Annotated in this window: 22 protein-coding genes; 12 read left to right on the top strand and 10 right to left on the bottom strand. The window is 35.0% G+C overall.

Features of this window, described 5'->3' with window-relative positions:
* Nucleotides 1–24 precede the first annotated feature (24 nt).
* The 9 genes from ACFFVB_RS10830 to ACFFVB_RS10790 form a co-directional block, all read right to left on the bottom strand.
* On the bottom strand, nt 25–465 hold the full coding sequence (locus ACFFVB_RS10830) for a thioredoxin family protein (RefSeq protein ID WP_092132191.1): 441 nt from the start codon (nt 463–465) through the stop codon (nt 25–27).
* A gap of 74 nt (nt 466–539) precedes the next feature.
* Complete coding sequence (locus ACFFVB_RS10825; RefSeq protein ID WP_092132189.1) at nt 540–1,232, bottom strand: Crp/Fnr family transcriptional regulator; 693 nt, start codon at nt 1,230–1,232, stop codon at nt 540–542.
* The gene (locus ACFFVB_RS10820; RefSeq protein ID WP_382382752.1) at nt 1,225–1,818 is read right to left on the bottom strand and encodes an HD domain-containing protein; all 594 of its coding nucleotides are present in this window, start codon (nt 1,816–1,818) and stop codon (nt 1,225–1,227) included. The genes ACFFVB_RS10825 and ACFFVB_RS10820 overlap by 8 nt, the downstream gene beginning before the upstream one ends.
* The gene (locus tag ACFFVB_RS10815; protein ID WP_151674514.1) at nt 1,808–2,305 is read right to left on the bottom strand and encodes a hypothetical protein; all 498 of its coding nucleotides are present in this window, start codon (nt 2,303–2,305) and stop codon (nt 1,808–1,810) included. The genes ACFFVB_RS10820 and ACFFVB_RS10815 overlap by 11 nt, the downstream gene beginning before the upstream one ends.
* A gap of 15 nt (nt 2,306–2,320) precedes the next feature.
* Nucleotides 2,321–3,037: a VIT1/CCC1 transporter family protein gene (locus tag ACFFVB_RS10810; RefSeq protein ID WP_151674515.1), complete on the bottom strand. Its 717-nt coding sequence runs from the start codon at nt 3,035–3,037 to the stop codon at nt 2,321–2,323.
* Nucleotides 3,038–4,204: an efflux RND transporter periplasmic adaptor subunit gene (locus ACFFVB_RS10805; RefSeq protein WP_008610834.1), complete on the bottom strand. Its 1,167-nt coding sequence runs from the start codon at nt 4,202–4,204 to the stop codon at nt 3,038–3,040. It lies immediately after the preceding gene.
* Nucleotides 4,205–4,206: 2 nt separating this feature from the next.
* Entirely contained in the window at nt 4,207–8,544 is a 4,338-nt protein-coding gene (locus ACFFVB_RS10800; RefSeq protein WP_151674516.1) for a CusA/CzcA family heavy metal efflux RND transporter, read from the bottom strand.
* A 269-nt stretch (nt 8,545–8,813) separates the two neighbouring features.
* The gene (locus ACFFVB_RS10795) at nt 8,814–10,148 is read right to left on the bottom strand and encodes a sensor histidine kinase (protein WP_382382749.1); all 1,335 of its coding nucleotides are present in this window, start codon (nt 10,146–10,148) and stop codon (nt 8,814–8,816) included.
* 35 nt (nt 10,149–10,183) lie between these two features.
* On the bottom strand, nt 10,184–10,852 hold the full coding sequence (locus ACFFVB_RS10790; RefSeq protein ID WP_382382747.1) for a response regulator transcription factor: 669 nt from the start codon (nt 10,850–10,852) through the stop codon (nt 10,184–10,186).
* 328 nt (nt 10,853–11,180) lie between these two features.
* On the opposite strand from ACFFVB_RS10790, the gene ACFFVB_RS10785 reads away from it, so the two are divergent.
* The 10 genes from ACFFVB_RS10785 to ACFFVB_RS10740 all read left to right on the top strand — a co-directional run bounded on the left by ACFFVB_RS10785 (nt 11,181) and on the right by ACFFVB_RS10740 (nt 19,734).
* Complete coding sequence (locus tag ACFFVB_RS10785; RefSeq protein WP_382382745.1) at nt 11,181–11,666, top strand: asparaginase domain-containing protein; 486 nt, start codon at nt 11,181–11,183, stop codon at nt 11,664–11,666.
* 8 nt (nt 11,667–11,674) lie between these two features.
* Nucleotides 11,675–12,592 carry a LuxR C-terminal-related transcriptional regulator gene (locus ACFFVB_RS10780; protein WP_275617362.1) on the top strand — a complete coding sequence of 306 codons (918 nt, stop codon included), beginning with the start codon at nt 11,675–11,677 and terminating at the stop codon, nt 12,590–12,592.
* A gap of 273 nt (nt 12,593–12,865) precedes the next feature.
* A complete protein-coding gene (locus ACFFVB_RS10775; protein WP_382382743.1) occupies nt 12,866–13,702 on the top strand; it encodes an RteC domain-containing protein in 837 nt (278 codons plus the stop codon).
* Nucleotides 13,703–14,002: 300 nt separating this feature from the next.
* Nucleotides 14,003–14,287 carry a helix-turn-helix domain-containing protein gene (locus ACFFVB_RS10770; protein ID WP_047550478.1) on the top strand — a complete coding sequence of 95 codons (285 nt, stop codon included), beginning with the start codon at nt 14,003–14,005 and terminating at the stop codon, nt 14,285–14,287.
* A 3-nt stretch (nt 14,288–14,290) separates the two neighbouring features.
* On the top strand, nt 14,291–15,043 hold the full coding sequence (locus ACFFVB_RS10765) for a hypothetical protein (RefSeq protein WP_382382741.1): 753 nt from the start codon (nt 14,291–14,293) through the stop codon (nt 15,041–15,043).
* A complete protein-coding gene (locus ACFFVB_RS10760) occupies nt 15,027–15,689 on the top strand; it encodes an ATPase (RefSeq protein ID WP_382382739.1) in 663 nt (220 codons plus the stop codon). Before ACFFVB_RS10765 ends, ACFFVB_RS10760 begins: the two co-directional genes overlap by 17 nt.
* A gap of 137 nt (nt 15,690–15,826) precedes the next feature.
* Nucleotides 15,827–16,480 (top strand): Cap15 family cyclic dinucleotide receptor domain-containing protein, encoded by a 654-nt coding sequence (locus ACFFVB_RS10755; protein WP_382382737.1) that lies wholly within the window; start codon nt 15,827–15,829, stop codon nt 16,478–16,480.
* 1 nt (nt 16,481) lies between these two features.
* The gene (locus tag ACFFVB_RS10750; protein WP_382382735.1) at nt 16,482–17,480 is read left to right on the top strand and encodes a CBASS cGAMP synthase; all 999 of its coding nucleotides are present in this window, start codon (nt 16,482–16,484) and stop codon (nt 17,478–17,480) included.
* Complete coding sequence (locus tag ACFFVB_RS10745) at nt 17,480–19,276, top strand: E2/UBC family protein (protein ID WP_382382733.1); 1,797 nt, start codon at nt 17,480–17,482, stop codon at nt 19,274–19,276. Before ACFFVB_RS10750 ends, ACFFVB_RS10745 begins: the two co-directional genes overlap by 1 nt.
* The gene (locus ACFFVB_RS10740) at nt 19,273–19,734 is read left to right on the top strand and encodes a Mov34/MPN/PAD-1 family protein (protein ID WP_382382731.1); all 462 of its coding nucleotides are present in this window, start codon (nt 19,273–19,275) and stop codon (nt 19,732–19,734) included. The genes ACFFVB_RS10745 and ACFFVB_RS10740 overlap by 4 nt, the downstream gene beginning before the upstream one ends.
* Nucleotides 19,735–19,801: 67 nt before the next feature.
* Here ACFFVB_RS10740 and ACFFVB_RS10735 read toward each other — a convergent pair whose 3' ends face one another.
* Entirely contained in the window at nt 19,802–20,461 is a 660-nt protein-coding gene (locus tag ACFFVB_RS10735) for an N-acetylmuramoyl-L-alanine amidase family protein (protein WP_382382729.1), read from the bottom strand.
* A gap of 189 nt (nt 20,462–20,650) precedes the next feature.
* Between ACFFVB_RS10735 and ACFFVB_RS10730 the strand changes: the two genes are divergently transcribed.
* Together ACFFVB_RS10730 and ACFFVB_RS10725 are read left to right on the top strand one after the other, a co-directional pair.
* Complete coding sequence (locus ACFFVB_RS10730) at nt 20,651–20,938, top strand: hypothetical protein (RefSeq protein ID WP_026813281.1); 288 nt, start codon at nt 20,651–20,653, stop codon at nt 20,936–20,938.
* Nucleotides 20,939–21,209: 271 nt separating this feature from the next.
* Nucleotides 21,210–23,612 (top strand): TraG family conjugative transposon ATPase, encoded by a 2,403-nt coding sequence (locus ACFFVB_RS10725; RefSeq protein ID WP_133759029.1) that lies wholly within the window; start codon nt 21,210–21,212, stop codon nt 23,610–23,612.
* Nucleotides 23,613–23,615: the final 3 nt, after the last annotated feature.

Here is a 23,615-nt window from a genome sequence, read left to right as displayed (position 1 = left end):
GATAAATTGATTAGATTCTTCAAATTACTTGGTAAAAGTGTTTAGTTCCTCAATGTACGCTTCTGGCGTCGTCTTTTTATAACTCGTTTCTCCTAATACTTTTCCGTTAGCGTCAAGTATAACTACGAAAGGAAAAATCCCATTTTTGTTATAGGCCTCTGCCAATTTTGCATTTGCTGCAGTTTGAGATTCACTCAATGCGTTTTTCTTTTTTCTTGGGAAGTCTGCTTGAAGCATTACATAGTTTTTTGTTGCGTACTTTTTAAAAGCTTCTGTGCTCCAAATTTCACGATCTAATTTTATACAAGGCGCACACCAGTCTGATCCTTGAAAAACAAGAATTATAGGTTTATTTTCTTCGGTTGCTGTTTTCTTTGCTTTTGCAAAATCCGTATGCCATTCTTGAGCGGTTACTCCGCTAATAGTTAATAGTAGCACAAGTAATGTAAAAATGTTTTTTTTCATAATAATTTATAATCTGTAAAGGTATTTAGTTTAACGTTAAAAGCTATTTATTCTTACATTGACATTTATCAATTTTATTTATAATTACTTGCTTTTACAAGCCCTTCAAGGTCTTCAATAAAAATGATTCTACCCTTAGTAGAAATAAGCTTTTCTTCTTTAAAATCTTTCAACATTCGTACCAAGGACTCTTTAGCAGTACCCACCATACTCGCGAGATCATCTCTATTCATTTCAATTTCTTTAAGACTCTCTTTAACGCTGAATTTTCTTTGTAAAATCAATAGATTTATTGCCGTGCGTTCTCTAACCGTGTAACGTGCTAATATTTTAGTTGCATTTAGAAAAACTCCAAATTCGTGGCTTAAATTCTTTAGCAAACGTTGCGATAATAGGTGAGATGTACTTACTACGTTTAAAAAATCATTTTTAGGAATAAATGCTACTTCACAATCTAATAATGCAGTTGCAGAGTCTGGATACTCTTCTTCACTTAGAATAGCGTGATACCCAAGATATTCGTTTTCTCCACAGATATAAAATATATGATCTGTACCAAAATTGGTAGCAGTATATTTCTTTACTTTTCCTGATAGTACTCTATAAATACCTTTAGGCTCTGTACCTTCTTTAAATATCTGCGTGCCTGCCTTAAAGTTCAGTATTTCTTTATTAGCTGTGAGTCTCTCGCATTCAGCTGTTGTTAACCCAGATAATAAATCTTGATTATTAAAATTGTATTTTGAGTATGGAAAATTATTATTCATTAAAATAGTTTAAAATGTTTTCAACTTTATGAAGATTTTCCTGCTTGCCGATTTCTAAAGTTTGCTTTCCATAATCACTTCTAAAGTGATGCTCTTTTAAAAATTTGAGATTCAATAAATGCCATTCTTTATTTGTTGTTTTAATATCACAGAATAACTCCCATTCTCTACGAAGCAATAATTTTCTGTAAAAGAAATGCGAGCTACTTATATGAAAAATGTCTGCATCGCACAGAATTTCAGATAATCTATCTGTTGGACTTTGAGGCATTTTAGTGGCTTCAATGCAATTACAGATTCTGTTAATGCTATCGCTTTCCATTCCTAAGCTGGAAAGAAACTTTTTAGCAATTATGATACTTTCGGCTTCGTGGTCTTTGTATGTTTTAGAAAATCCTGTGTCGTGAAACCAAGCTGCAATAATTAACAAATCTGTTTCTACCAAATTGATATCCATTGCTGCACATAAGTACTTTACATTTTGAACAACTTCTTTTGTATGCTCAAGATTGTGAAATGGCAGCTCTTTGCATTTAGAACTTGTAAGTAAACCAGAACAAAATTTAGAAACATTTTCAATCGTCATCGTGGTCATTTTCTTTATTATGAGAATCTAACTGAATTACATTTGCATCACTTCTAATTTCGATATGAGTGATTTCGCCACCACTTGTTCCTACATATTTAGAAATACCTATTGAGGTAACGGAAAGCAGTAAAATCACAACAAAGCCATACTTTGAAAATGGCAACTTTTTATACTCCAAAAACAAAGTGGTTATCGAAACTCCTCCTAAAATTAACAGCATTGTCAAAAACAGCTCCGCGTGCTCTTCGTGTTTATGAATTAATGTCTCGCTAATTCCAGGTAAATTCTCAACGATTTCTTCAGCACCTTCACCTGTTAAAAAAGCTGCAATAGCTGTTAATGCAGAAAAAATAAAAATACCTAATGCTGTATTTTTGATTTGCGGTTTTTTCATAATTAAACCTGCTAACAACACTAAAAAACCAATCAATACGCCCACAATAGGCAAATGATTGACTACTAAATGAAAATGTGCGTCGTTCATAATTTATTTTTTTGTTTAAACCATATTTACATTGAACAAGTAACCGACCAATGCAGTTAGACCCATTGCAACTGTTCCCCAAAACGTGATACGAGCAATGGCTTTAACGATACTTGAACCGCCTGTTTTAGCAGCTAGTGCTCCCAGAATTATCAAGAAGAAAAGTGCAAAACCATAAAGAGAATATTCCATACTATTTAAAGGCAGAAAAAGTGTTACCAAAAAAGGAAGTAATCCACCTACGGTAAATGCCGCCCCAGATGCAAAAGCCGCTTGAATAGGTTTGGCTTGGCTAATTTCATTTATTCCCAATTCATCTCTAATGTGTGCACCCAAAGCATCGTGTTCTGTTAATTCTTTAGCTACGGTTAAAGCTGTTTCTTTTTTCAAACCTCTTTTTTCATAAATTTCTGCAAGGCGTTGTAATTCAATTTCGGGCATTTCGCTTAATTCTTGTTTTTCGCGTTCAATGTCTGCCTTTTCCACATCGGTTTGTGAACTCACGGAAACGTATTCTCCTGCTGCCATTGACAAAGCACCAGCAACAAGACCTGCTAATGTTGCCAAAATAATAGGCTCTCGTGTCGCACTTGCAGCTGCAACACCTATGGCGAGACTTGCTGTTGATAAAATACCGTCATTTGCGCCAAGTACCGCTGCTCTTAACCAATTACTTCTGTGGATGAAATGGCTATCTAAATAATTGTCTAATCCTTGTTCTTTATCTTCCATCTATTCTGTTATTAGATTAAATGTCCCTTTGGTCAAAAATTCTGTATCTGGTTTAAAATCATTGGCGTTAATTATTTGAATAAAGCCATTATTAGCAGCACCCACTTTGACTAACACCCTTTTAAAAGTTGTACCGTTTTCTTTAACCAAAACAAAGTAGTCATTATCAATATTCGCAACTGCTTCTACTGGTAACGCAGGATGTTCTGAAGTGGTAGTTAATATTTCTCCTTCTATATACATTCCAGGTGCAAATAGTTTTACATCACTTTCGTTTACCAAATCGCCGTGAATGGCGACGGTTCTGTCTTGGGCATTTATCGCTTTATTTACTAAATGCACTTTGCCTTGATACACTTTATTCATATCATTTTGTAGTCGTACATTAATAAATTGTCCTTCTTTTACCATTGGAAGGTCTTTTTCGAAAATCTTTAGTTCAATGTGTAAATCATCAGTATTAGTAACGGTTACAGCAACATCCGAAGGATTTAAGTACATTCCTTTAGTAGCATTAATGGTTGTTGCATAACCCGATAATGGCGATAGTACGCTAATGACTGAACGAATATTCTCTCCCGATAATGTATTCGGATTAATGTTCATTAAGCTCAACTTCTTTTTAAGGGATTGATATTGCGCCATGGTTACAGTATATTCCGATTCTGCTTTTAGAAAATTCTTTTTTGAGGTTACGTTATCTGCCATCAACTCCTTTTGGCGCTCATAATCTGATTTTAAGTAGCTCAAACGTCCTTTGGCTTCTAAGAAATCTTGTTGTACTTGCACGTATTCAGGATTTTCAATCGTGAATAAGGTCTGTCCTTTTTTAACAGGGTCGCCTGGTAACAGGCTGATGTTTTTTACATAGCCTGCAAAATAAGCACTTACATCTGCTTGGTTTTCTGGTGGCACAGCAAACATACCATTGGCTTTTACAATGGTGTTAAAAGGCTGCGTGGTTACTTTTCCAACTTCCATATTTCCTGCAGAAAACTGATTTTCTGTAATTGTAATGATGTCGGTATCTTCAGTTGTTTCAGTTTCGGCTGTATTTGCAGCTTCAGTTTTTTCATTTGAGTTACAAGAAGCTAAAGCCATTATTGCGACCAATAAAAGGCTTTTGAAAAAAATTGAATTTGATGAATTGTTGTGTGGATTTTTCATTTTTAATTGGTTAAATAGTTTAACTCTAAAACGGTATTGTTGTACTTGTTTAAGTTCTGTAAATAATTGATTTCAATGTTTTTTGAACTCTCTAAAAGCTGCACATATTGTAAAAAATCTATCTCGCCATTTTGAAACGCTTTTGAAGCTGTTGTTGTTAATTGCTTAGAAAGATCTCTTCCTGTACTTTGATAATAATCAACTGTTTCTTGAAACTTTTTTAAATCAGAAAGCAAGGCGTCGTATTTTGATTGTAATTGAATTTTATAGTTTTCAAATTCATTAGCAATAATCAATGTTTCTGTCTTAGCTGCATTGATTTTTGATTTATGTGCTCCAAACCATAATGGTACTGCAATACCTACTTGAAATCCATTATAATTTCTTGCAGCTACACCATTGTTTGTGCCTTGAAATACTGATAATTGTAAATCAGGTAAAATCTTTTGTCGCTCTAATGAAAGAGAAGATTTAGCTAAGTTTTCTGCTGAATTATAATACATTAGTCCAGGATGATCTGTTAGACTGAATTCTTTTAATTCCAGTCTTGGTAACACATCTTCTGAAACCGTAATTGTTGAATCGGTCTGTACCCATTGATTTAACATTGTGTAGGCTTTAGAAACGTCTTCGCGTGCTTGAGAAAGTGCGATAGCGATTTCTTTTTGCTTGGTTTCAGCCGTTAGTTTTTCTAATAAATTAGTTTCCCCTACATCGTATCTCTTTTTAGCAGCTCTTGCAAATTGACCATATAAGCTATCTAAATAGACATATTGCCTCACAAGATTATTGCTATAGACTACATTATAATAGGCTGAATTAACCTCTTTAGTCAATATTCTTTCATTTAGACGATACTGCTGCGTTATTAATGCTACTTTTTGTTTTTCTACTTTGCGCTGTGCGCCATATACTGTTAGGAATTGAAGTGATTGACTAATGCCTAACACCTTTAATGGCAAACCATTTTCGGCAATGTTATTTTGGTCATAGCTATAGTAAACTTGTGTTTTGTCCAAATTAAAAGCACTTCCTACCAACTGTTCTGATTGATTAATCTTTTTCGCGTAAGCTTGCAATCCATTATTATTTTCAATAGCCATTTTTACAGTCTGCTCAACATTTACTGGGTTTTGTTGTGCCTTACCAAAGAATGGTAAAAACAATAAAAGCATAATGCTTAGAGCCTTAAAATTCACTTTTGTTTTTATTTTAGGATGATGTCCTTTTCTGTCGAACATTGCATATAAAATAGGCAGTACAACTAAAGTTAAAACGGTTGCAGTTATTAATCCACCTACAACTACTGTTGCTAATGGTCTTTGTACTTCGGCGCCAGCGGAAGTTGATATTGCCATAGGTAAAAATCCTAAAGCTGCTGCTGCTGCAGTTAATAATACTGGACGCAATCTGTTTTTTGTTCCCATTAAAATTCGCTTATTAATATTGCTGACACCGTGTGCTTTTAGTTCTTTAAACTCTTCAATCAACACAATACCATTTAATACTGCAATACCGAAAAGTGCAATAAACCCAACGCCTGCCGAAATGCTGAAAGGAAGGTCTCTGATATACAGAAGCATAACGCCACCTATTGCAGATAATGGAATGGCGCTATAAATCATTAACGCCTCTTTTACAGAATCGAAAGCGAAGTATAACAGCACAAAAATTAATATTAGCGCAATGGGTACCGCTACTTTTAACCGTGCTGATGCAGTTCTTAAATTTTCAAATTGACCTCCATAGCTTATAGAATATCCAGTTGGAATCTTAACATCTCTTTCAATGATTACTTGCACATCTTTTACAACAGATTCTAAATCTCGGTTTCTAACATTGACACCTACTACGATACGACGCTTGGTGTTATCACGTGAAATTTTAGCTGGTCCTTTGGTGTAGCTTATGTTCGCAAATTCGCTAAGCGGTAATTTAGTACCATTAGTTAATGTAACCGATGCGGTTTCTAAGTTTTCAATATCTTTTCTGTGAGCAGCATCAAAACGCAATACTAAATCAAATTGTTTTTCGCCTTCAAAAACAGTTCCTGCAGGCATTCCTGCAAATCCCATTGTTACCACTTTATTTAAGTCTTCAATGTTTAATCCATATTTAGCTATTTTCTGGCGGTCATATTTTACAGACATTTGTGGTAAACCAGCTGTTTTCTCTACAGAAATATCAGCTGCTCCTTCCACATTTTGAATAGCCTTTTCTATTTCTAATGCTTTTCTATAAAGCACATCTAAATCTTCTCCAAAAACCTTGATAGCTAAATCTGCTCTTACTCCTGTAATCAATTCATTAAATCGCATTTCAATAGGTTGTGTAAATTCAAAATCTACACCAGCAATTTCATTGGATAATGCTTCTTTAAATTTATCTGCTAATTCGTCTTTAGACTCAGCAGAAGTCCATTCACCTTTAGGTTTCAATTTTATGATAACATCACTTTCTTCCATAGACATTGGATCTGTTGGCACTTCGGCAGCTCCAATTCTACTTACCACTTGTTCTACTTCAGGGAACTGTTTTAGTATTTTTTCTATTTTGGTAGTGGCTTCAATCGTTTTACTTAATGACATTCCTGTTTTTAGAACGGGTTGAATCACAAAGTCACCTTCATCTAAAGTAGGTACAAACTCGCCACCCATTCTTGTAAATAGAAATCCTGTAAAGACTAACAATCCTACAGCCATACTTAATACCAATGTCTTTTTACGCAATGCCCAAGTAATGGTAGGTCGGTATTTGTTTTCTAAAAATGTAATAAGTCTTGATGATATGGTTTTCTTTTCTGTATTAGAAGGTTTAATAAACAATGAAGCCATTACTGGAATGTAGGTAAAGCATAACAGCATTGCACCTATAAGCGCAAAACAGAATACCAATGCCATAGGACGGAACATTTTTCCTTCTACATTAACTAAAGACAGAATAGGTATAAAAACGATGATGATAATTAATTGCCCAAATACCGCAGAGTTCATCATTTTTGAAGCACCTTGATAGGTAATGGTATCAATTAACCCTTGTCGTTCTTCTTTTGGAAGCGCTAATAATTTAGCTCGTTGACTTGTGATTTTAAAGGCGATAAATTCGACTATAATTACAGCACCGTCTATTATAATACCGAAGTCGATCGCACCCAAACTCATCAAGTTTGCATCGACCCCAAAAATGTACATTAACGAAAGCGCAAACAATAAACATAATGGAATTACAGAAGCCACTACTAAACCAGAACGCAGGTTTCCTAAAAGTAAAACCACTACAAAAATCACGATTAAACATCCTAAAATCAGGTTTTCGGCAATTGTGAAGGTCGTTTTGGCAATAAGTTCGCTACGCTCTAAAAATGGGTTGATTGAAATTCCTTTAGGTAATGAGGATTGTATTTCTGCCACACGTTGTTTTACTGCCTCGATTACAGCATTAGAATTGGCATCTTTAAGCATCATTACTTGACCTAAAACTTTTTCGCCTTCTCCGTTTCCTGTGATAGCACCAAAACGGTTAGCGTGACCAAAGCCTACATTGGCCACATCTCTAACATAGACAGGAACATCACCTTTATTTGTTACAACAATGTCTTGAATGTCTTCTATTGAAGACACTAAGCCTTCACCTCTTATAAAGTAACTTTCATTAATTTTTTCAATATAACCACCTCCGGCAACGCTATTGTTTTTTTCAAGCGCATTAAAAACATCGAAAATAGAAACATCCATTGAACGTAGACGTTCTGGATTAACCGCTACTTCATACGTCTTTAAGTAGCCTCCCCAAGTATTTACTTCTACAACTCCTGGTATTCCAGAAAGCTGACGTTTTACTACCCAATCTTGGATGGTACGAACATCTGATAAGGAATATTGGTCCTTGTATTTAGGGTCTACATCAATTACATATTGATAAATTTCTCCCAAACCGGTAGAGACTGGCCCCATAAAAGGTTTACCAAAACCAGCTGGTATTTTTTCTTCGGCACTTTTTATTTTCTCAGCAATAAGTTGACGCGGTAGGTACGTACCCATTTCATCATCAAAAACTACAGTAACTACTGATAATCCAAATTTAGAAATAGAACGAATTTCTGTTACTCCAGGTAAGTTTGCCATTTCTAACTCTACTGGGTAGGTTAAAAATTTCTCAACATCTTCGGTCGATAAGGTTCTTGAGGTGGTAATAACCTGAACTTGATTATTGGTCACATCTGGAACTGCTCCAATAGGTATATTGGAAAGGGAATACAAGCCGAATCCAACGATTCCTGCAGTAAATAATAGCACAATAAGTTTGTGATGAATACTGTACTGAATAATACGTTCTAACATTTTTTTGGTGGTTTATTGAAATAATAACCAAATGTAGACGTACTATCTAAGTAGCACCTAAACCGTTTCTTAAGATTGGCTTAAGATTACTAATAAAGCTAAAAACAAAAGCCTTGAGAGTTCTCAAGGCCTTTGCAACAATTAACCAATAAACACCAACCAAAAGCTATAGGGGAACCTATCTTCCTTTTCTATAATAGATGTAATAATTATAATATAAATGTAGTCTTGAAATATTAAGGTTGGCTTTTCTAAAACTTAAGATTGGCTTAAAAGATAATAGTAAACTTAGTTCCAGCACCAAATTCACTCTCAACAAATATTTCAGCATTTATTGCATCGGCAGCTTTTTTGGCTATGGAAAGCCCTAAGCCATTACCAGAAATATTTTTGTGATTGAGCGCTTCTGACCTGAAGAAATTATTAAACAAGTTGATTAAATCTTCTTTTTTAATGCCTATGCCTTCATCTTGAATTTTACAGATTATTTTATAATCTGATTGTGTTATTGAAATATAAACCTTGGTCGCGTTTTTAGCATATTTTACTGCATTCCCAATAATATTTTCAAGGATTAGATTTGAAAAATATTGAGGTACCAAAGTTTCATTTTCAATATCATTTTTAAAACTGATAGAAAGCTTCTTTTCTGATATTTTGTTTTTATGTCTTGAAAGAATTTCGTCGATAATTGTTGCTAAAGGCATTGAAGAGTCGTCTGTTGTCTTTGAACTGGTGTCTAATCTTGCCAATAATAAAAGCTGCTCTAGTGTAGCAGTCATACGGTCAATTTCTGTAAGACTAAATTTTATTTTGTCTTCATATTCTGCGCGTTCTCTTGGCTTACGAATTAATACTTCTAAAGTGCCTTTTAGGGTTGCTAAGGGTGTACGCAATTCGTGAGAGGCGTCCGATGTGAATTGACGTTCTCGTTCCATCGCATTCTCAATACGCTGCAACAGGTCATTGATGCCAGCAGACAAGTCAAACAATTCGTCTTTATTCTGAGGTAATGCTACACGCTCGTTTAAGTTGTTGCGTGTAATTCTGTTAGTTGTTTCTGTTACATTTTTGACTGGAATAATACTTCTGCCCGCTATGAACTTGGAAATAAAATAGAGACTCGCCAAAAGCAATAAATAGACAAGCAGTAAAATATTTCTGAGATTAAGCAGTACCATTTGTGAGGCTTCCAGCGACATTGCAGCGACAATAAAGCCTTTTATTTTACCATTTTCTTCAATTGGTAATTGGATTTGCCTGATGGGTTTGCTATTGAGAATTTCATTATAGCTTCCGCCAAAATTTGCTTTTTCATTGTAGTCAAGCTCGTTTTCTTTTAGGTTTGGGGATTTATCCATAAAAGTCCCATTCTTATCTAAAATCTGAATAAAAACAGGGTTTACCTGAACCTCTCTATGCTCGCGTTCTTCCCACTCTTTTTTGTTTTTTATTTTGATGCTGTCTCCGACGACTTTTATTTCTTCGGTATGTTTTTCTGCTTCAAAAGAGAGGTCATTGTCGATATTTTGATACACCACACCTTTGACTACAAAATAAACCGCTGTAAAGGCTACCGCCATTATAATTGCTGAGGCAATCATATAATGTAAGGCTATCCTATTTTTAAAGCTCAAATTCATAATTCCTTCGCAATGTAACCTACACCTCTAACTGTTTGAATATAATTTTCGTCCTTTCCCAATTTTAGCTTTTTACGAAGTGCGTTGATAAATACATCGATAACACCAGTATTGTAATCAAAGTGGATATCCCAGACGCTTTCAATAATTCGAGACCTTCTACATACCATTCCTTTGTTCCGTAATAAATGCTCAAGCAATGCAAATTCTTTTTGTGTCAAACTTATTTCTTCATCTTCTTTATGTACTTGGTAGGTCGACGTATTGAGCGTGATATTTCCTAGTTTAAAGACGGAATGTTCTCCAGATTTTGGGCGTAGTTGTACTTTAATGCGTTCTAGAAGTTCTTCAAAATGAAAAGGCTTTTTTATATAATCGTTAGCACCAGTTTGAAGCCCGAAAATGGTCTCGTCCAAGGTATCTTTTGCAGTTAAAAAAATAACGGGTGTTTCTTGAAATTCCTTTCGGAATTGGCGACAAACTTCAATACCACTTATGCCTGGCACCATCCAATCTAACAACAATAAATCGTATTCTCCTGAAAGTGCCATTTCAAGCCCTTTTTTGCCTTCTTCGGCAATGTCCACAGCATAACTCTCTTCCTCCAAGCCTTGCTTGAGGAAATTGAATATACCTGATTCATCTTCAACTATTAAAATTCTCATCGCGCAAAATTTACGATTTTTTATTAAGTCTGTATTTACTTTTTCTTAAGATTTGCTTAAGATTAGTTATTGTAAATCCTTTCCACGCAATTTTGCTACACTCTTTAAAATGTAGTTTTTGAGACTCTTATTTATTTTGATATTTTCTACTAAGGTGTTGTTATCAATTTTGATTTAATACACACAAAAATTAATTCTTAGTCTTAGCGTTTGATTAGCAGATTCTTAAGACTTGCTTAAGATAATCAACAATCGATTAACAGTAAAAAACTTACACTAACTTTACAAAGCGGATATGTTTCTATTAACAATAATAAACACCATTTGAATGATTACGATATTAACTACAGGCGGAACTATTGAAGGACTAGATTACGTAGGCGATAAGGCAATCAATAAAACAAATGTATCTATTGCAGATTTTCTTGAAAGTGCTAATGTAGATTTTGAATATACTATTGAGAGTGTATTTAAAAAGGACAGTCGAGCTATAAAAGACGATGACAGGGAACAGCTTGTACGTAAGATAGAAGAAACCAATGCAAGTAAAATATTGATAACCCACGGTACTTTCACAATGGAAGATACTGCAAAATATATAGGAAAACTCAACTTGAAAAAGACAATTGTTTTGGTCGGGTCTATCATTTTAGGGTCGTCTGCAAACACAGATGCACCTTTTAATTTAGGGTATGCAATCAGCTCATTACAATTTCTAAAACCAAACGTTTATATTGCTATGAACGGACAAATATTTCTTTGGAACAATGTTTCCAAAAATTTAGAAACCAACAAATTTGAGCACAATGAATAATCACGTTAATGTTTGGCACTTCAATACATTGGACAACTTTCTTCTATCTTTTAATAGATACGTTCATTGTATTGCTTACACTCTACTTTTCAAGAAAATATCCGCGCAGTAGTCTAAGCCGTTTTCTCTATCTTGGATTGTTGTTTATTGCCTACAATACTACAGGTGGTTTCCTACCGATTAATAATTTTCCAGGCCCTTTCATTTTACAATATATCATCACGTATGGTGTTGCAATAGCATTATGTGTTTATATCGTTTACTACCTCTATAAAGAATACGATGTTGTTGTTTTAAAATTTAATTCATCCATTAGAAATCTTGCTATACTGGCAAGCGTGAGTTTTATAGTACTGTTTCTCATTCCATATTTTTTAACGGATTCCCTTAAGTCTGCTCGCTTTCTTTTTACCATACCTATATCTGTTATTGCTTTTATTTTTCTGTTTATTTTCTACCGTCGTATCTCGAATCCCAGCAACCCAAATGCATTTATATTAAGAAGAAACAAACTTTCAGTAATAAGTGTAACAAGTATTGCTTTACTTCCTATTTGTACTGTTATTGGCGATTTTCAATGGCTAACTTTCACAGTAATGAATATTGCCTTTTATGCTATTACTGCCATAGAAATTGAGAGATATTTATATTTCATTGAGAACAACAATAGAATGTACGAGGTCTTTGCTCTAAAGAAAAAGAAGAGAAACGAATCAATAGAGCAAAAAATTATTTATGAGGATTTGACTAGAAGAGAAATCGAGGTTGCCTTGTCAATTCTAGGTGATTTGAGCTATAGAAATATTGCCAAGGATCTATTCATTGCAGAAAGTACAGTATCAAAACACGCTTCCAATATCTTTAAAAAAACAGGTGTAAGGAATAGGCGTGAGTTTTTAAAACGGTTTAGAAAAAAAAAGAAGTAAATTTTATCAGTCTCACAAATCCAATGTTTTCAATATATCACTGCATATCCGTAGAAAAATACGGACTATTCCGTAATTATATACGGTACGTTTTACCTGTGAAGCTTTTAAGTAATGATAACTTACAGAGAGTTCCACAGAATACACCAATGAGCCACAAATTTTATGAATCGTGGCATTCATTTATAATGTTTTGCAGGACTACGATGACATTTAATCAACCTTATCAATTAAATTCCATTTCTATGATTTACAACTTAAAAGTTCCTGCTTATGAATTCGCAACTACTATCAAAAACATTATTGAAGGATCTGGATGAAATTAAAATCCAGAATACAAATATTTTAGAACAAGCTTATCGTTCAATAAAAGCGTGCCGTAAATTACTGAGTGCATATAAAAAAGAAATAATTGAGACGAAATTTAAGACAATTCAAGATGAAATTAATTTCTTCAAAAAGACAAAGCAGGTTCCTCTCATCAAACTCATCTATTTTTCTGAAATCCATTCGTTTGAGATTCAACTTCCAAAGGGCGATAAGGACGCCCAATTGAAATCGATTAAGAAGAAAATCAGTAAAATAAATCGTTTCTTCCTATATAATATTGACTTTGGGCGCTATGTAAATTCTGGTGCTACCCATTTTGACAAGGAATATTATACCAGAGATTACCTCGAAACGTTTCATATCACAACCTCTAAATTCTACTTTCAAGACCCAGAGTTTTGCACACCAAGGGATATGCTGCTTGGCAAATACAAGGCATATGATTTGTTTGTGGTTTATTTAGATGAAAAGAAATACAAAATCCGGAAAGGATTGAACGGGAAACTAAATGGTAACAAACCAATAGAAAAAATGCATTGGCCATTTTCAAATACAGATTACGTAGAATTGGTGTATTCGCTCTGCTCAAAGGGATTGGGCAAACAGAATAATCAAAGCATAATGCAGGTTTCTAAAAAATTGCAACAGCTTTTTGATTTTGAGCCTAAGGACATCTACAAAACGTATCAGGACATCAAAAACCGCAAGAATAGCAGGACACTTTTTCTCGATGAACTTTCCACATCGTTACTCATTGAAATGGATAAGAGCGAAGAATGAGAAGCACATTTTTCTCTTAAAAAAAGACCGTAGTACGGTTGACCTACCGTCTTTTGATTTGGGAAGCCACTTTCATATAATTTGATGTGATTTAGCACACGATTTTCAATTCAGAACTCTCAAAACACCACAAAACCCATCAAATTTCAATATGTTAAATTATGACCGTAGTACGGTCGTACTGGGGAATAAAATCCAATAAACCTATCCAAATTTGTAGAACGAAAGTCAAATCAGGTCAGGGACTACCATTTAAAATCACAAACACAGATAGTCCCTTTCCATTAAAACCGTTCTATTATGCCGACAAGTATTATTACCACAGACGACCTTCGGGAATTCAAAATGGAATTGCTCGATGACATCAAACAATTATTGACCAGACAAGCCAGCGGAAAGCTCAAAAAATACCTCAAATCTTCTGAGGTTATGGATTTGCTTCAGGTAAGTCCTGGCACATTGCAAAACCTTCGTATCAATGGCACATTGCCATACACTAAAGTTGGTGGTATCATTTATTACGACACCGAGGAAATTCAAAAAGTTATGGATGCCAACCGTGTGCACCACGGTCTAAACTCTTAAGCGATGAACTATATAAAGCTACTTAATGCGGCTTTTGAGAAGTTCTATTTTGATGACCGCCTTAATCCAACGCATATCAGCCTGTATATGGCGCTGTTCCAAGAATGGAACAGTTGCCGCTTTATGGATGAATTCTATGTGAACAGACGAGATGTAATGCGTTGTGCAAAGATAGGTTCAAAGTCCACTTACCATAGATGTATCGTGGAATTGGATTCGTGGCAATACCTCTCTTATTTTCCTTCTAACAATCCATACAAAGGCAGCAAAATTAAGATGGCCATTATTGGGACAAGTGATGAACCAGTTGTGGGACAGTACAATCCCATATTAGAACAACTTGCGGAACAGTACCATCCCAGAGGTGTACCGCTTGAGGGACACCACCATCCCAAAAATGGACAGGTTGTGAACCTACACCGTCCCATAGGTGGACAAGCATTGGTATCTGAAACAAACAATATCAAACAAGAAAACAATATAAAACAACCAAAGGGCTGGCAGGCCGTTTTTATTTTTTTTGAAGAAAAAGGTTTTGATGCCGATGAAGCAAAAAAATTCTTTGAGCATTACCAAACTCGTAACTGGCAAACAAGCGATGGAAAAGAAATTCGAGATTGGCGAGCTGTAGCCATCAATTGGATGGACAGAACTGAAATATTCGACGAGGAAAACAAATCAAACAAAAAACAAGTGTCCCAAATCAAGGACAACTTACGAACCACTAAAAACAAAGATTATGGACAACCCCTCTAAAATTACCGAAGGTGGCGTGGAATATTCGCTCGGAAAATTTGATGGCAAAAGTGTACTCTACGATTTTCCAAAAATTTTAATTTACTTGAATGCCAAGGGCAAACTTTTATTCGGCGAAAAGTTCAGGATTTATGATGAGGACAAGGATATTCTACTGAAGCTTTGTTCCTACTTCATCAAAGATAAAGACAACTGTGAGACTTACGGTATTGACATTGACAAAGGCATTTTGCTTTCTGGACCCGTTGGATGCGGAAAGACCAGTTTAATGAAATTACTGCGTCATTTGGTGCCATTGCAACGACCTTACGAAATGATTCCCTGCCGAAATGTAACTTTCGGTTTTAACCATCTTGGTTTTAAAACTGTTGAAGAATATGGCAATACTAAATTCTACTGCTTTGATGATTTGGGCGTGGAACCTGCTGGAAGGTTCTACGGGAAGGATCTTAATGTGATGGGCGAAGTGCTTTTATCTCGATACGAGCTGTATTTGCAAACCAAACATAAAATTAAAACACACGCCACAACAAATCTAAATGCTGAAGAGTTGGAAGAACGCTATGGAAATCGTGTCCGTAGTCGAATGAGAGAATTGTTTAATTTGATTGCTTTTGACACTAAGGCTGAGGATAAGAGGAAGTGAACTAAAAAAAAGGGGGCAAACAAAAATATGACACTATGTCAGCTTAAAAACTGAAATATAGTTGCAATCACAATTTGTTAATGTTTTCTAAAAATTGGAATGTTTATTGAGACTTGATTTACAAAAAAATCAAATTAGTGAAGCCAGATTTTAATTTCAGATATTATCAAGTGACCAAACTTATTCTGTTGGTCATTGCATTATATGTACTTTCAGAACTTTTTATTAACTGGATAATTCAAGTTCTTGGTAATTACGAGATTGAATACTACAGATTTTATCCCTCAGTCATACTGCTCTGTCTTCTGTTCAGCCTTATAAATAAAAACCTTCATAAGATACCGTTTCTATGGAAATGGATTATTAAAGTACCTCTTATCCGTGGCACCTATACCGGTAAAGTGAAATTCAACTACAATAACCAAGAGTCCTTTAAGCATTGTAAGCTCATAATATTTCAAACTACATCCGACCTACAAGTGGACTGTTATTTTTGGAATGTAGATGAAGATGGAAAAAAGATTTCAAGTTCTCAAACCAAATCCGAGAGCATTGTTGAAGAAATTGTGAAGAAGAAAAATGGTCTTTTCCAACTTTTGTTCTACTATAGACAGTTAGGGAATGGTGACAGTACAATTCCAATCCGAGAAGGTTTTAATGTCCTAAACTTTAAAAAAGACGGACAATTAAGAAGACTTGAAGGCAAGTATTTCGCAAGTAACAGTCTATCGAAAGGAAATGGCGGCACTATGACTGTGGACTTTCAAACTAAAAAACTAAAACATATATAGTATGGCAAATAATCACGAACAGTTCATTGAGTTTAACAATACCGTTTCCCTAGATTCGTCAAAGAAAAATGAACTTAAAAAAAACAGGGATGCTTTAAGAAAAAAGATTACCGACTATTTTACCAAGAATAAAGAAAACGAGACCAAGCCAAAATATTCGGCCCAAGGTTCTTATATGATGCACACTATTGTCAATCCAATACCTACTATAGAAACTGATGAAGATGACAATACAAAAACTCTTTATCCTTACGACCTTGATGATGGTGTATACTTCATAGATGAGCTGGATAATCGAAAATCTACATCAACCTATCACAATTGGATATATGATGCGGTAAAAGACCATACTTCAAAAGGTGCAATAAAGAAAAATACTTGCGTAAGAGTGCTTTACGCCGATGGACATAACATCGACCTTCCAATTTATTTTAAGGAAAAAGAATCTGATGGCGAAAAAACTATTCCTCAACTTGCTCACAAATCAGAAGGATATATAGATAGTGACCCTAGAGAATTTTATAAATGGTTTAATGGCGATGCAAACGACCAATTAAAACGATTAGTTAGATACCTTAAAGCTTGGCGCGATAAACAAAACAAATCATACAGCACTAAAATGCCAAGCGGTTTAGTATTAACTATTTTGGCTACCAACCATTTTGTGTCCAATGATAGGGATGACATATCTTTCAGGGATACACTTGAAGCCATAGAAACTGAATTGAAAAATGAGTTTAAATGTGAGCGACCAACCACCAAAGAAGGTGAAGACCTATTGCAAAAATATAGTGAAACTCATTTTATGGACAGGCTATCAAAACTTATAAGTGCAGGAAACGCTGCCATCGACCACAACAATAAAAAAGAAGGTTGTAAAAAATGGCAAAAATATCTTGGGGATAGATTTGCTTGTGCAAATGTTGAAGATGAAAAAGACGAAAGTGCAAAATCATATTCTGCACCGGCTGTAATCAATGTAAATGCCACGAGCGCTTAATGACAGATGTATTTAAAGAAATAAGGTCTGATACCTACATCCAACTGAAAAATTCTCTTGATGATGAAGTAAGCAAAGTATCTAAGACTGGAAATGCAGCTTTTTTAGGAAGTGAACGATTTTGTGAAGTTTGGCAAATTGAAACAGGTCTTTATGATGATGAAGCATCCGTTTGGCTTGTTGAAGAACTCACTATGTATGTAGCCTTGGGAATACAATTTCCATTAGAACCAGCCAAGATATTTTACAGTAAAAGAGATTTCGAAAAGATTGGACATATACCGCACACTTCATTTTTTTCAAATGACGTTTGCGTATTTGACGAATTCGTTCTTGTAGACGAAAATAATCCAAAGGGAATAGTACTGGAACAACTGAAAAAAGCGAAAGAGACTTTAATCCAAGGTATTAAAGGAAAGAATGAAGGTGATTTTAATGACGAATTTTTGGCTTATTGGAATACATCTGGTAATTCAAAAGACAAGCTTTTAAGTGAAACCATTTATTGTTTGGTGGACAAAAAGCCCGAAAGTTTCGATTCTTTATCTCTTTTAACTTATTCGACAAAATTGTCTAAAAAGGAAGAAGTTTCATCTGGTATTCTTTTCAATAAAGAAGAGGATTTAATTACACCATATGAAGAATATTTTGAAAACCTTGGTCAGTCACCCAAAGAATACAACGTTTTCTACATAGATAATATAAAAGGGGTCGAGCACCCACCATTCTCGCTTACTTGCTACGATACTCTTAACCTTATTGCACCAGACAAGCAAAAAAGTTTCAAAGAATACTTCAATAAGAATAATGAGCGTTTGGTCGCTTTTTCGAAAGTATTAAATGGTACAACTTATTTTCTTGGATGGCACTATCCAAAAGTCGATTTTAAGATAAAAGGCTTTCGGAAAAACGGACTTACGCCTTTTAGACTGACCTTTCAGAAAACTTTACCTGGTCACGCAAAATATGTTAAACGATTTGCCACCGAAATCCTCACAGAAAATAGGTTGATAAAAAGAACAGCATCTGATGCTCAAGAACAAGTGGACTATAAACTTCTTGTAGCTGGTATTGGTAGCGTAGGTTCAAATTTAGTAGGACTCTTAAATAACCTAAATAATCCTGAATTTACATTAGTAGATAATGATAAGTTAAGTTCTGAAAATATAAAGCGACACTTATTGGGTTTCAATTACTTAAATCAAAACAAGGCGGTTGCAGTCAGAAACAATCTAAAGCAGAAATTACCGAGCCAAAAAATTCATATTTCTGAAACTTCGGTTTTTGATTATTATAACAATAATAAGGATTGGTTTAATCAGCAAGATTTTATATTCTTATGTCTTGGCAAACTAAATTTGGAAAAGTGGTTTATCAAAGAACTTGCCGACGGTAATTTAGAAAAACCAACTTTTATACTTTGGGTTGAACCCTATTTAATTGGGGGCCAACTACTATATTTTCATCCAGATAATCTTCCACACTTAAATGATTTGTTCCACGATATCTATAAATACAAATTCGCTATTATTGAACACGAAGAGTTTGAAAGGAAAAGAGACTTGTTTGTACTCAAAGAAAGTGGTTGCCAAACGACTTACTCACCATATTCGTCTACGCATCTCTCGCTCTTTTTGACATCAACCTATCCCAAAATCATTGAGATAATTGAAAACAAACCTGCTGAGAGTTTATTCTTTTCTTGGATTGGTGACTTATCTATTGCTGATAAACTAGACATCAAGCTGAGAAGCAATTCATTTGAGAGCTACACTTTAATCCACAATCAAATATGACATACTCAAACGACGACAAAAATGTAATTTTTGAAGAGAGTTGTATCAATATTTTCAAACATTACACCCAAACTGGGAAAAAATTTGAAAAAGGTGGAATTCTTTTAGGGCGTTGTACAGATGAAAATACAGTCGTAATTGAAAAAGCGTCAATCCCAACATTATTTGACCGAAGCAGTAGATACAATTTTCAAAGAGATAAAAGGTCTGCCCAAATATTCATTGATTACGAGTTTATTGCGAGCCAGGGTAAAACCATATACATTGGTGAGTGGCATACTCACCCAGAAGACCTACCAACGCCTTCAACAACTGACGTTCAAATGATAAAACGTCAGTTTAAAAAAAATAAAATTAACGAGACATTTCTATTTATGGTAATTGTTGGAAGGAAGAAAAACTATGTAGGATATTATGATGGTAAGAAACTTATTGAGTTTCACCTTTCAACCGAATAGACTTTTTATCCCATCACGCAGTTCTTTGTAAATGACTATCACTAAAGCCTTCAAACACATTACCAGCTCAATCCCCAACTCTCTCATAACTACCAATATTTTTTATTAAATTTCTCCAAATCGCCAAAGCTAAAAACTTCATAGCCTCAGGCCTTCGGAAATAATTACTCTCATCTACATTGCTTAAAAATCCCAATTCCAATAGAATAGAACTGCAATATCTAATTGTTTCTCGCAACACCTGAAAATTAGCAAACTTCACGCCTCTACTCTCAAAGCCCAAACTCTTATTTAGGTCATCTTGCAGTTGAAAAGCAAGCCAAACCGAATCTTCAGAATACTTTGCCTTGCCATTGGCCACATAAACTTCAATCCCTCTCGCATCCGGATTATCAGAATGATTGCAATGCAAAGACACAAATAAATCTGCTTTTAATGCTTTCGCCAACCTGGTCCTGTCCGATAATGAAATGAGCGTATCACTATACCTGGTTAAATAAATATCCAAAGGCTTTTCCAAGTCGTTATTTAACCTTAAAATGGCATTCGCAATATCCAATACGATGTCCTTTTCTTGAGTTTTATTTATACCAATTGCACCAGCATCTTTTCCACCGTGTCCAACGTCAATAATTATCCGTTTTTGAGCACTCATTTCTTGTCCAAAAACGATGCACATTTTTAGAAGCAAAAAGACAAAACTGACGTTTTTAAGCACTTTTTTCATTTTTAATTTTCGGGTTATCAACAACTTCACTTCAAAATCCCATAGAATTTGATGTCAAATAATAGTAACCGAATTCAAACTGTATCAAATAATATTTTATTCACAAATATTTGATTTTCAGTTATTTATGTTCAAATATATGTAAATTTCTACTAACGAAAACAACATAAAAATCTAAACAATTTTATTATGAAAAAATCACTCTATTTAGCATCATTTCTTTCACTCTTATCCACTTCGCTTTTTGCTCAAATTGGTGGCATTGAAGATTCAGTTAACGATGTGGGCGACACTATCCGAACTATTTTTCCAATACTACTCGGTGTAATCTTCCTTGTAGGTTTCCTGTTCAACGCAGGACATTTTTTTGGGGAAAATGCAGATTTAAAAAAGGGGATTACCCGAGTTTTAGTATTTGTATTGATTGCAGGTGCAGTAGTCGGAATCTTTACTTACCTAATAGGAATCGTTGTATAAATGAAACGGTTCGAGGTCTATAAAAACATTAGGAAACGGGCAGCCATTTTTGGGCTGCCCATTTCCCTGTTTGCCTTAATGATGGTTTCCATTTTGGCTTCGTTGCTCATCATCATATTCTCTTTCAGCTTTGGGATAATAATAGTTGTGCTGGTCTTTAATGCTTCCCTATATGTGGCGCTGACAAGAATAGCCCACAATCCGCAACTATTCCAAATGGCAAAAGCATTTCCGCAAATCATTAGTAACAAAAGAAACTCTGGCTTCGATTATGAACAAGATTAACCTTTCGGCATATCAACCCATTGTAGATATTCAGGACAATATCGTATTTGCCAATAATGGCAACGTAGTCTTGTGCTATAAAGGGAATTTACCGGAAATCTATTCGCTTTCAGAAAAGGATTTTGAAGATATGCACGGTGCTTGGTTTCAGGCATTAAAGTCTTTGCCTGTTGGTACTGTGGTTCATAAACAGGATATCTACCTCAAAAAATCATATACTTCAGAACAACTTCCGAATACAACCTTTCTTGAAAAGGCTACACACAAGCATTTTAAAGGTCGTGGGCATATCGAGCACAGCTGTTATTTGTTCATCATCCTGACCAAGAATAAGGCTCTAAACAATCCTAAATATGTCAATCCCTTCAGAAAAGTTTCAAAGGGAATCGTACAGGAACTGGATGACAATATTAAGAGTTTCGCCAACTCGGTAAGCGATTCGGTTTCCTTCATCAACAATAGCCGAAAGATGGATTTTGTTTCGCTTAAAGCCGAAGAAATACAGCAACTGACAAACAGTTACTTCAACGGTTTTAATGAAGGCTATGATACCGATATTTTACTGGACAAAAAAAGCGTCAATATTGGCGAAAACCATTTTGATGCCCTTGCCATCAATAGCGAACTGTGCTTTGGCGAAAGTGTACAGAGTAGCAAAACCAATGAGAAATTCACTTCTGACGATTTTGTGTTTCATCAAGGGTTTATTGATGGCTTAGGGCTTACGCTTAATGAGAACCACATTGTCAACCAGATTTTGTATTTGGATAACAAACAGAAGTGGCGAAAGCTACTGGATAAAAAGATTGAAGAACTCAATAAAAGTTCAAATTTCGGTTCACAGAATAAAGTGGTTTTAGGGAAAATCCAGCACATTCTTGACCAAATCAATGCCGATGATAATGCACGAATCATCCGTGGGCATTTGAATATTGTCTATTGGGCAAAGGAAGCTAAAGAGCTCGACAAAATAACTTCAAAAATAAAGACCGAATTTAAGGAATTGGATATCATACCATACTATCCAAGAGGCGAAGAACGCAAGAATTACATCCTTAATAGTTACTGCTGTTTCTCTTCCAATTTCTCAAACAACGATTTATATGTAACCGATTTAAAACACGCGCTTTGTCTCTTTATAAATAACACCAATTACAAAAGTGATAACACCGGAATCATATTTAATGACCGTGAGCATAACATTCCTGTTCTAAAAGATGTTTGGGATGAAAATAAGAAACGAATAAAGGCACGAAACTTCGCCATTTTTGCACCAACAGGCGAAGGAAAATCTTTTTTGGCCAATAACATTCTACGCCAATATTTTGAAAGTGGCGTTCGTTTGGTCATTATTGACTTGGGTGGTTCATACACCAAATTCGCCAAACTCTATCCTGAGAAATATACGGTGCTTCGCTATGAAAGTGGAAAGAACCTTGGTATCAATCCATTTTACATAAGTGATACAAATGACCTTACACCCGAACGATTGGAAGACTTGTCGGTTTTCTTATTTGAACTTTTTGCCTCAGATTTAAAAGTTACGAAAGCTCAATCTGTATCGGTTAAAAAGATACTTCGGCATTATTATGATAGCATTTTAGAAAATCACTCGCTGGATGGTTTTTACAGTTTTATAGAAAAGAGCCAAGAAAATCTACTTGACACTCTTAAAATCCATCCCGACTACTTCAATGTTACGAGCTTCTTGCACGTAATGTCAGAATATGTCGGCGATGGTCTATATAGTTTCCTATTTGAAGTAAGCGAAGACCAGACCTATAAGATTGAAGACAAACGTTTGATAGTTTTTGAACTGGATGAAGTCAAGGACAATAAGGAAATCCTGTCTGTGATGCTCAAGCTCATCAAGTCAGCCATCCAAAGAACGATTTGGAAAAACAGGGCAGAAAAAGGCATTATCCTTTTCGATGAGTTTGCCAAACAACTGAAGTTTGAAAACGTATTGGAAAGCGTCGAGTTCTATTATCAAGCTATTCGTAAACAAAACGGTGCGATTGGGATTATTCTACAGTCCATAAATCAATTGCCCAACAATTCGACTTCAGCAAGTATTCTCGAAAACACACAGGTCATTTACAGCCTTAACAATGAAAAAGGCTATGATGAACTTGTTAAAAGGCTCAACCTATCAAGCCACGATTTAAACCAATTAAAGTCCATCAAAAATAATCTTTCGGGACCTCGCAAGTACACCGAAATGTTTATCAAGATTGGCAGGGAAAGTAACATTTTCCGTCTCGAAGTTCCGAAGGAAGTATATGCAGCTTACTTGACCGATGGACAGGAAAATGAAGAAATAATGAAGCTCTACAACGAGTATAACGATATGCAAAAAGCAATAATTCAATTCACATCTAAAACATAATAT

The sequence above is a fragment of the Formosa undariae genome (assembly GCF_042427615.1).
GTDB classification, from domain to species: Bacteria; Bacteroidota; Bacteroidia; order Flavobacteriales; family Flavobacteriaceae; genus Formosa; species Formosa undariae.
This window is presented reverse-complemented; position numbering and strand designations above follow the sequence as displayed.

What these genes read in the sequence shown, in the direction of transcription:
- ACFFVB_RS10830 (WP_092132191.1), bottom strand. Translation starts at nt 465, where the DNA reads ATGAAAAAAAACATTTTTACATTACTTGTGCTACTATTAACTATTAGC.
- ACFFVB_RS10825 (WP_092132189.1), bottom strand. Translation starts at nt 1,232, where the DNA reads ATGAATAATAATTTTCCATACTCAAAATACAATTTTAATAATCAAGAT.
- ACFFVB_RS10820 (WP_382382752.1), bottom strand. Translation starts at nt 1,818, where the DNA reads ATGACGATTGAAAATGTTTCTAAATTTTGTTCTGGTTTACTTACAAGT.
- ACFFVB_RS10815 (WP_151674514.1), bottom strand. Translation starts at nt 2,305, where the DNA reads ATGAACGACGCACATTTTCATTTAGTAGTCAATCATTTGCCTATTGTG.
- ACFFVB_RS10810 (WP_151674515.1), bottom strand. Translation starts at nt 3,037, where the DNA reads ATGGAAGATAAAGAACAAGGATTAGACAATTATTTAGATAGCCATTTC.
- ACFFVB_RS10805 (WP_008610834.1), bottom strand. Translation starts at nt 4,204, where the DNA reads ATGAAAAATCCACACAACAATTCATCAAATTCAATTTTTTTCAAAAGC.
- ACFFVB_RS10800 (WP_151674516.1), bottom strand. Translation starts at nt 8,544, where the DNA reads ATGTTAGAACGTATTATTCAGTACAGTATTCATCACAAACTTATTGTG.
- ACFFVB_RS10795 (WP_382382749.1), bottom strand. Translation starts at nt 10,148, where the DNA reads ATGATTGCCTCAGCAATTATAATGGCGGTAGCCTTTACAGCGGTTTAT.
- ACFFVB_RS10790 (WP_382382747.1), bottom strand. Translation starts at nt 10,852, where the DNA reads ATGAGAATTTTAATAGTTGAAGATGAATCAGGTATATTCAATTTCCTC.
- ACFFVB_RS10785 (WP_382382745.1), top strand. Translation starts at nt 11,181, where the DNA reads ATGATTACGATATTAACTACAGGCGGAACTATTGAAGGACTAGATTAC.
- ACFFVB_RS10780 (WP_275617362.1), top strand. Translation starts at nt 11,675, where the DNA reads ATGTTTGGCACTTCAATACATTGGACAACTTTCTTCTATCTTTTAATA.
- ACFFVB_RS10775 (WP_382382743.1), top strand. Translation starts at nt 12,866, where the DNA reads ATGAATTCGCAACTACTATCAAAAACATTATTGAAGGATCTGGATGAA.
- ACFFVB_RS10770 (WP_047550478.1), top strand. Translation starts at nt 14,003, where the DNA reads ATGCCGACAAGTATTATTACCACAGACGACCTTCGGGAATTCAAAATG.
- ACFFVB_RS10765 (WP_382382741.1), top strand. Translation starts at nt 14,291, where the DNA reads ATGAACTATATAAAGCTACTTAATGCGGCTTTTGAGAAGTTCTATTTT.
- ACFFVB_RS10760 (WP_382382739.1), top strand. Translation starts at nt 15,027, where the DNA reads ATGGACAACCCCTCTAAAATTACCGAAGGTGGCGTGGAATATTCGCTC.
- ACFFVB_RS10750 (WP_382382735.1), top strand. Translation starts at nt 16,482, where the DNA reads ATGGCAAATAATCACGAACAGTTCATTGAGTTTAACAATACCGTTTCC.
- ACFFVB_RS10745 (WP_382382733.1), top strand. Translation starts at nt 17,480, where the DNA reads ATGACAGATGTATTTAAAGAAATAAGGTCTGATACCTACATCCAACTG.
- ACFFVB_RS10740 (WP_382382731.1), top strand. Translation starts at nt 19,273, where the DNA reads ATGACATACTCAAACGACGACAAAAATGTAATTTTTGAAGAGAGTTGT.
- ACFFVB_RS10735 (WP_382382729.1), bottom strand. Translation starts at nt 20,461, where the DNA reads ATGAAAAAAGTGCTTAAAAACGTCAGTTTTGTCTTTTTGCTTCTAAAA.
- ACFFVB_RS10730 (WP_026813281.1), top strand. Translation starts at nt 20,651, where the DNA reads ATGAAAAAATCACTCTATTTAGCATCATTTCTTTCACTCTTATCCACT.
- ACFFVB_RS10725 (WP_133759029.1), top strand. Translation starts at nt 21,210, where the DNA reads ATGAACAAGATTAACCTTTCGGCATATCAACCCATTGTAGATATTCAG.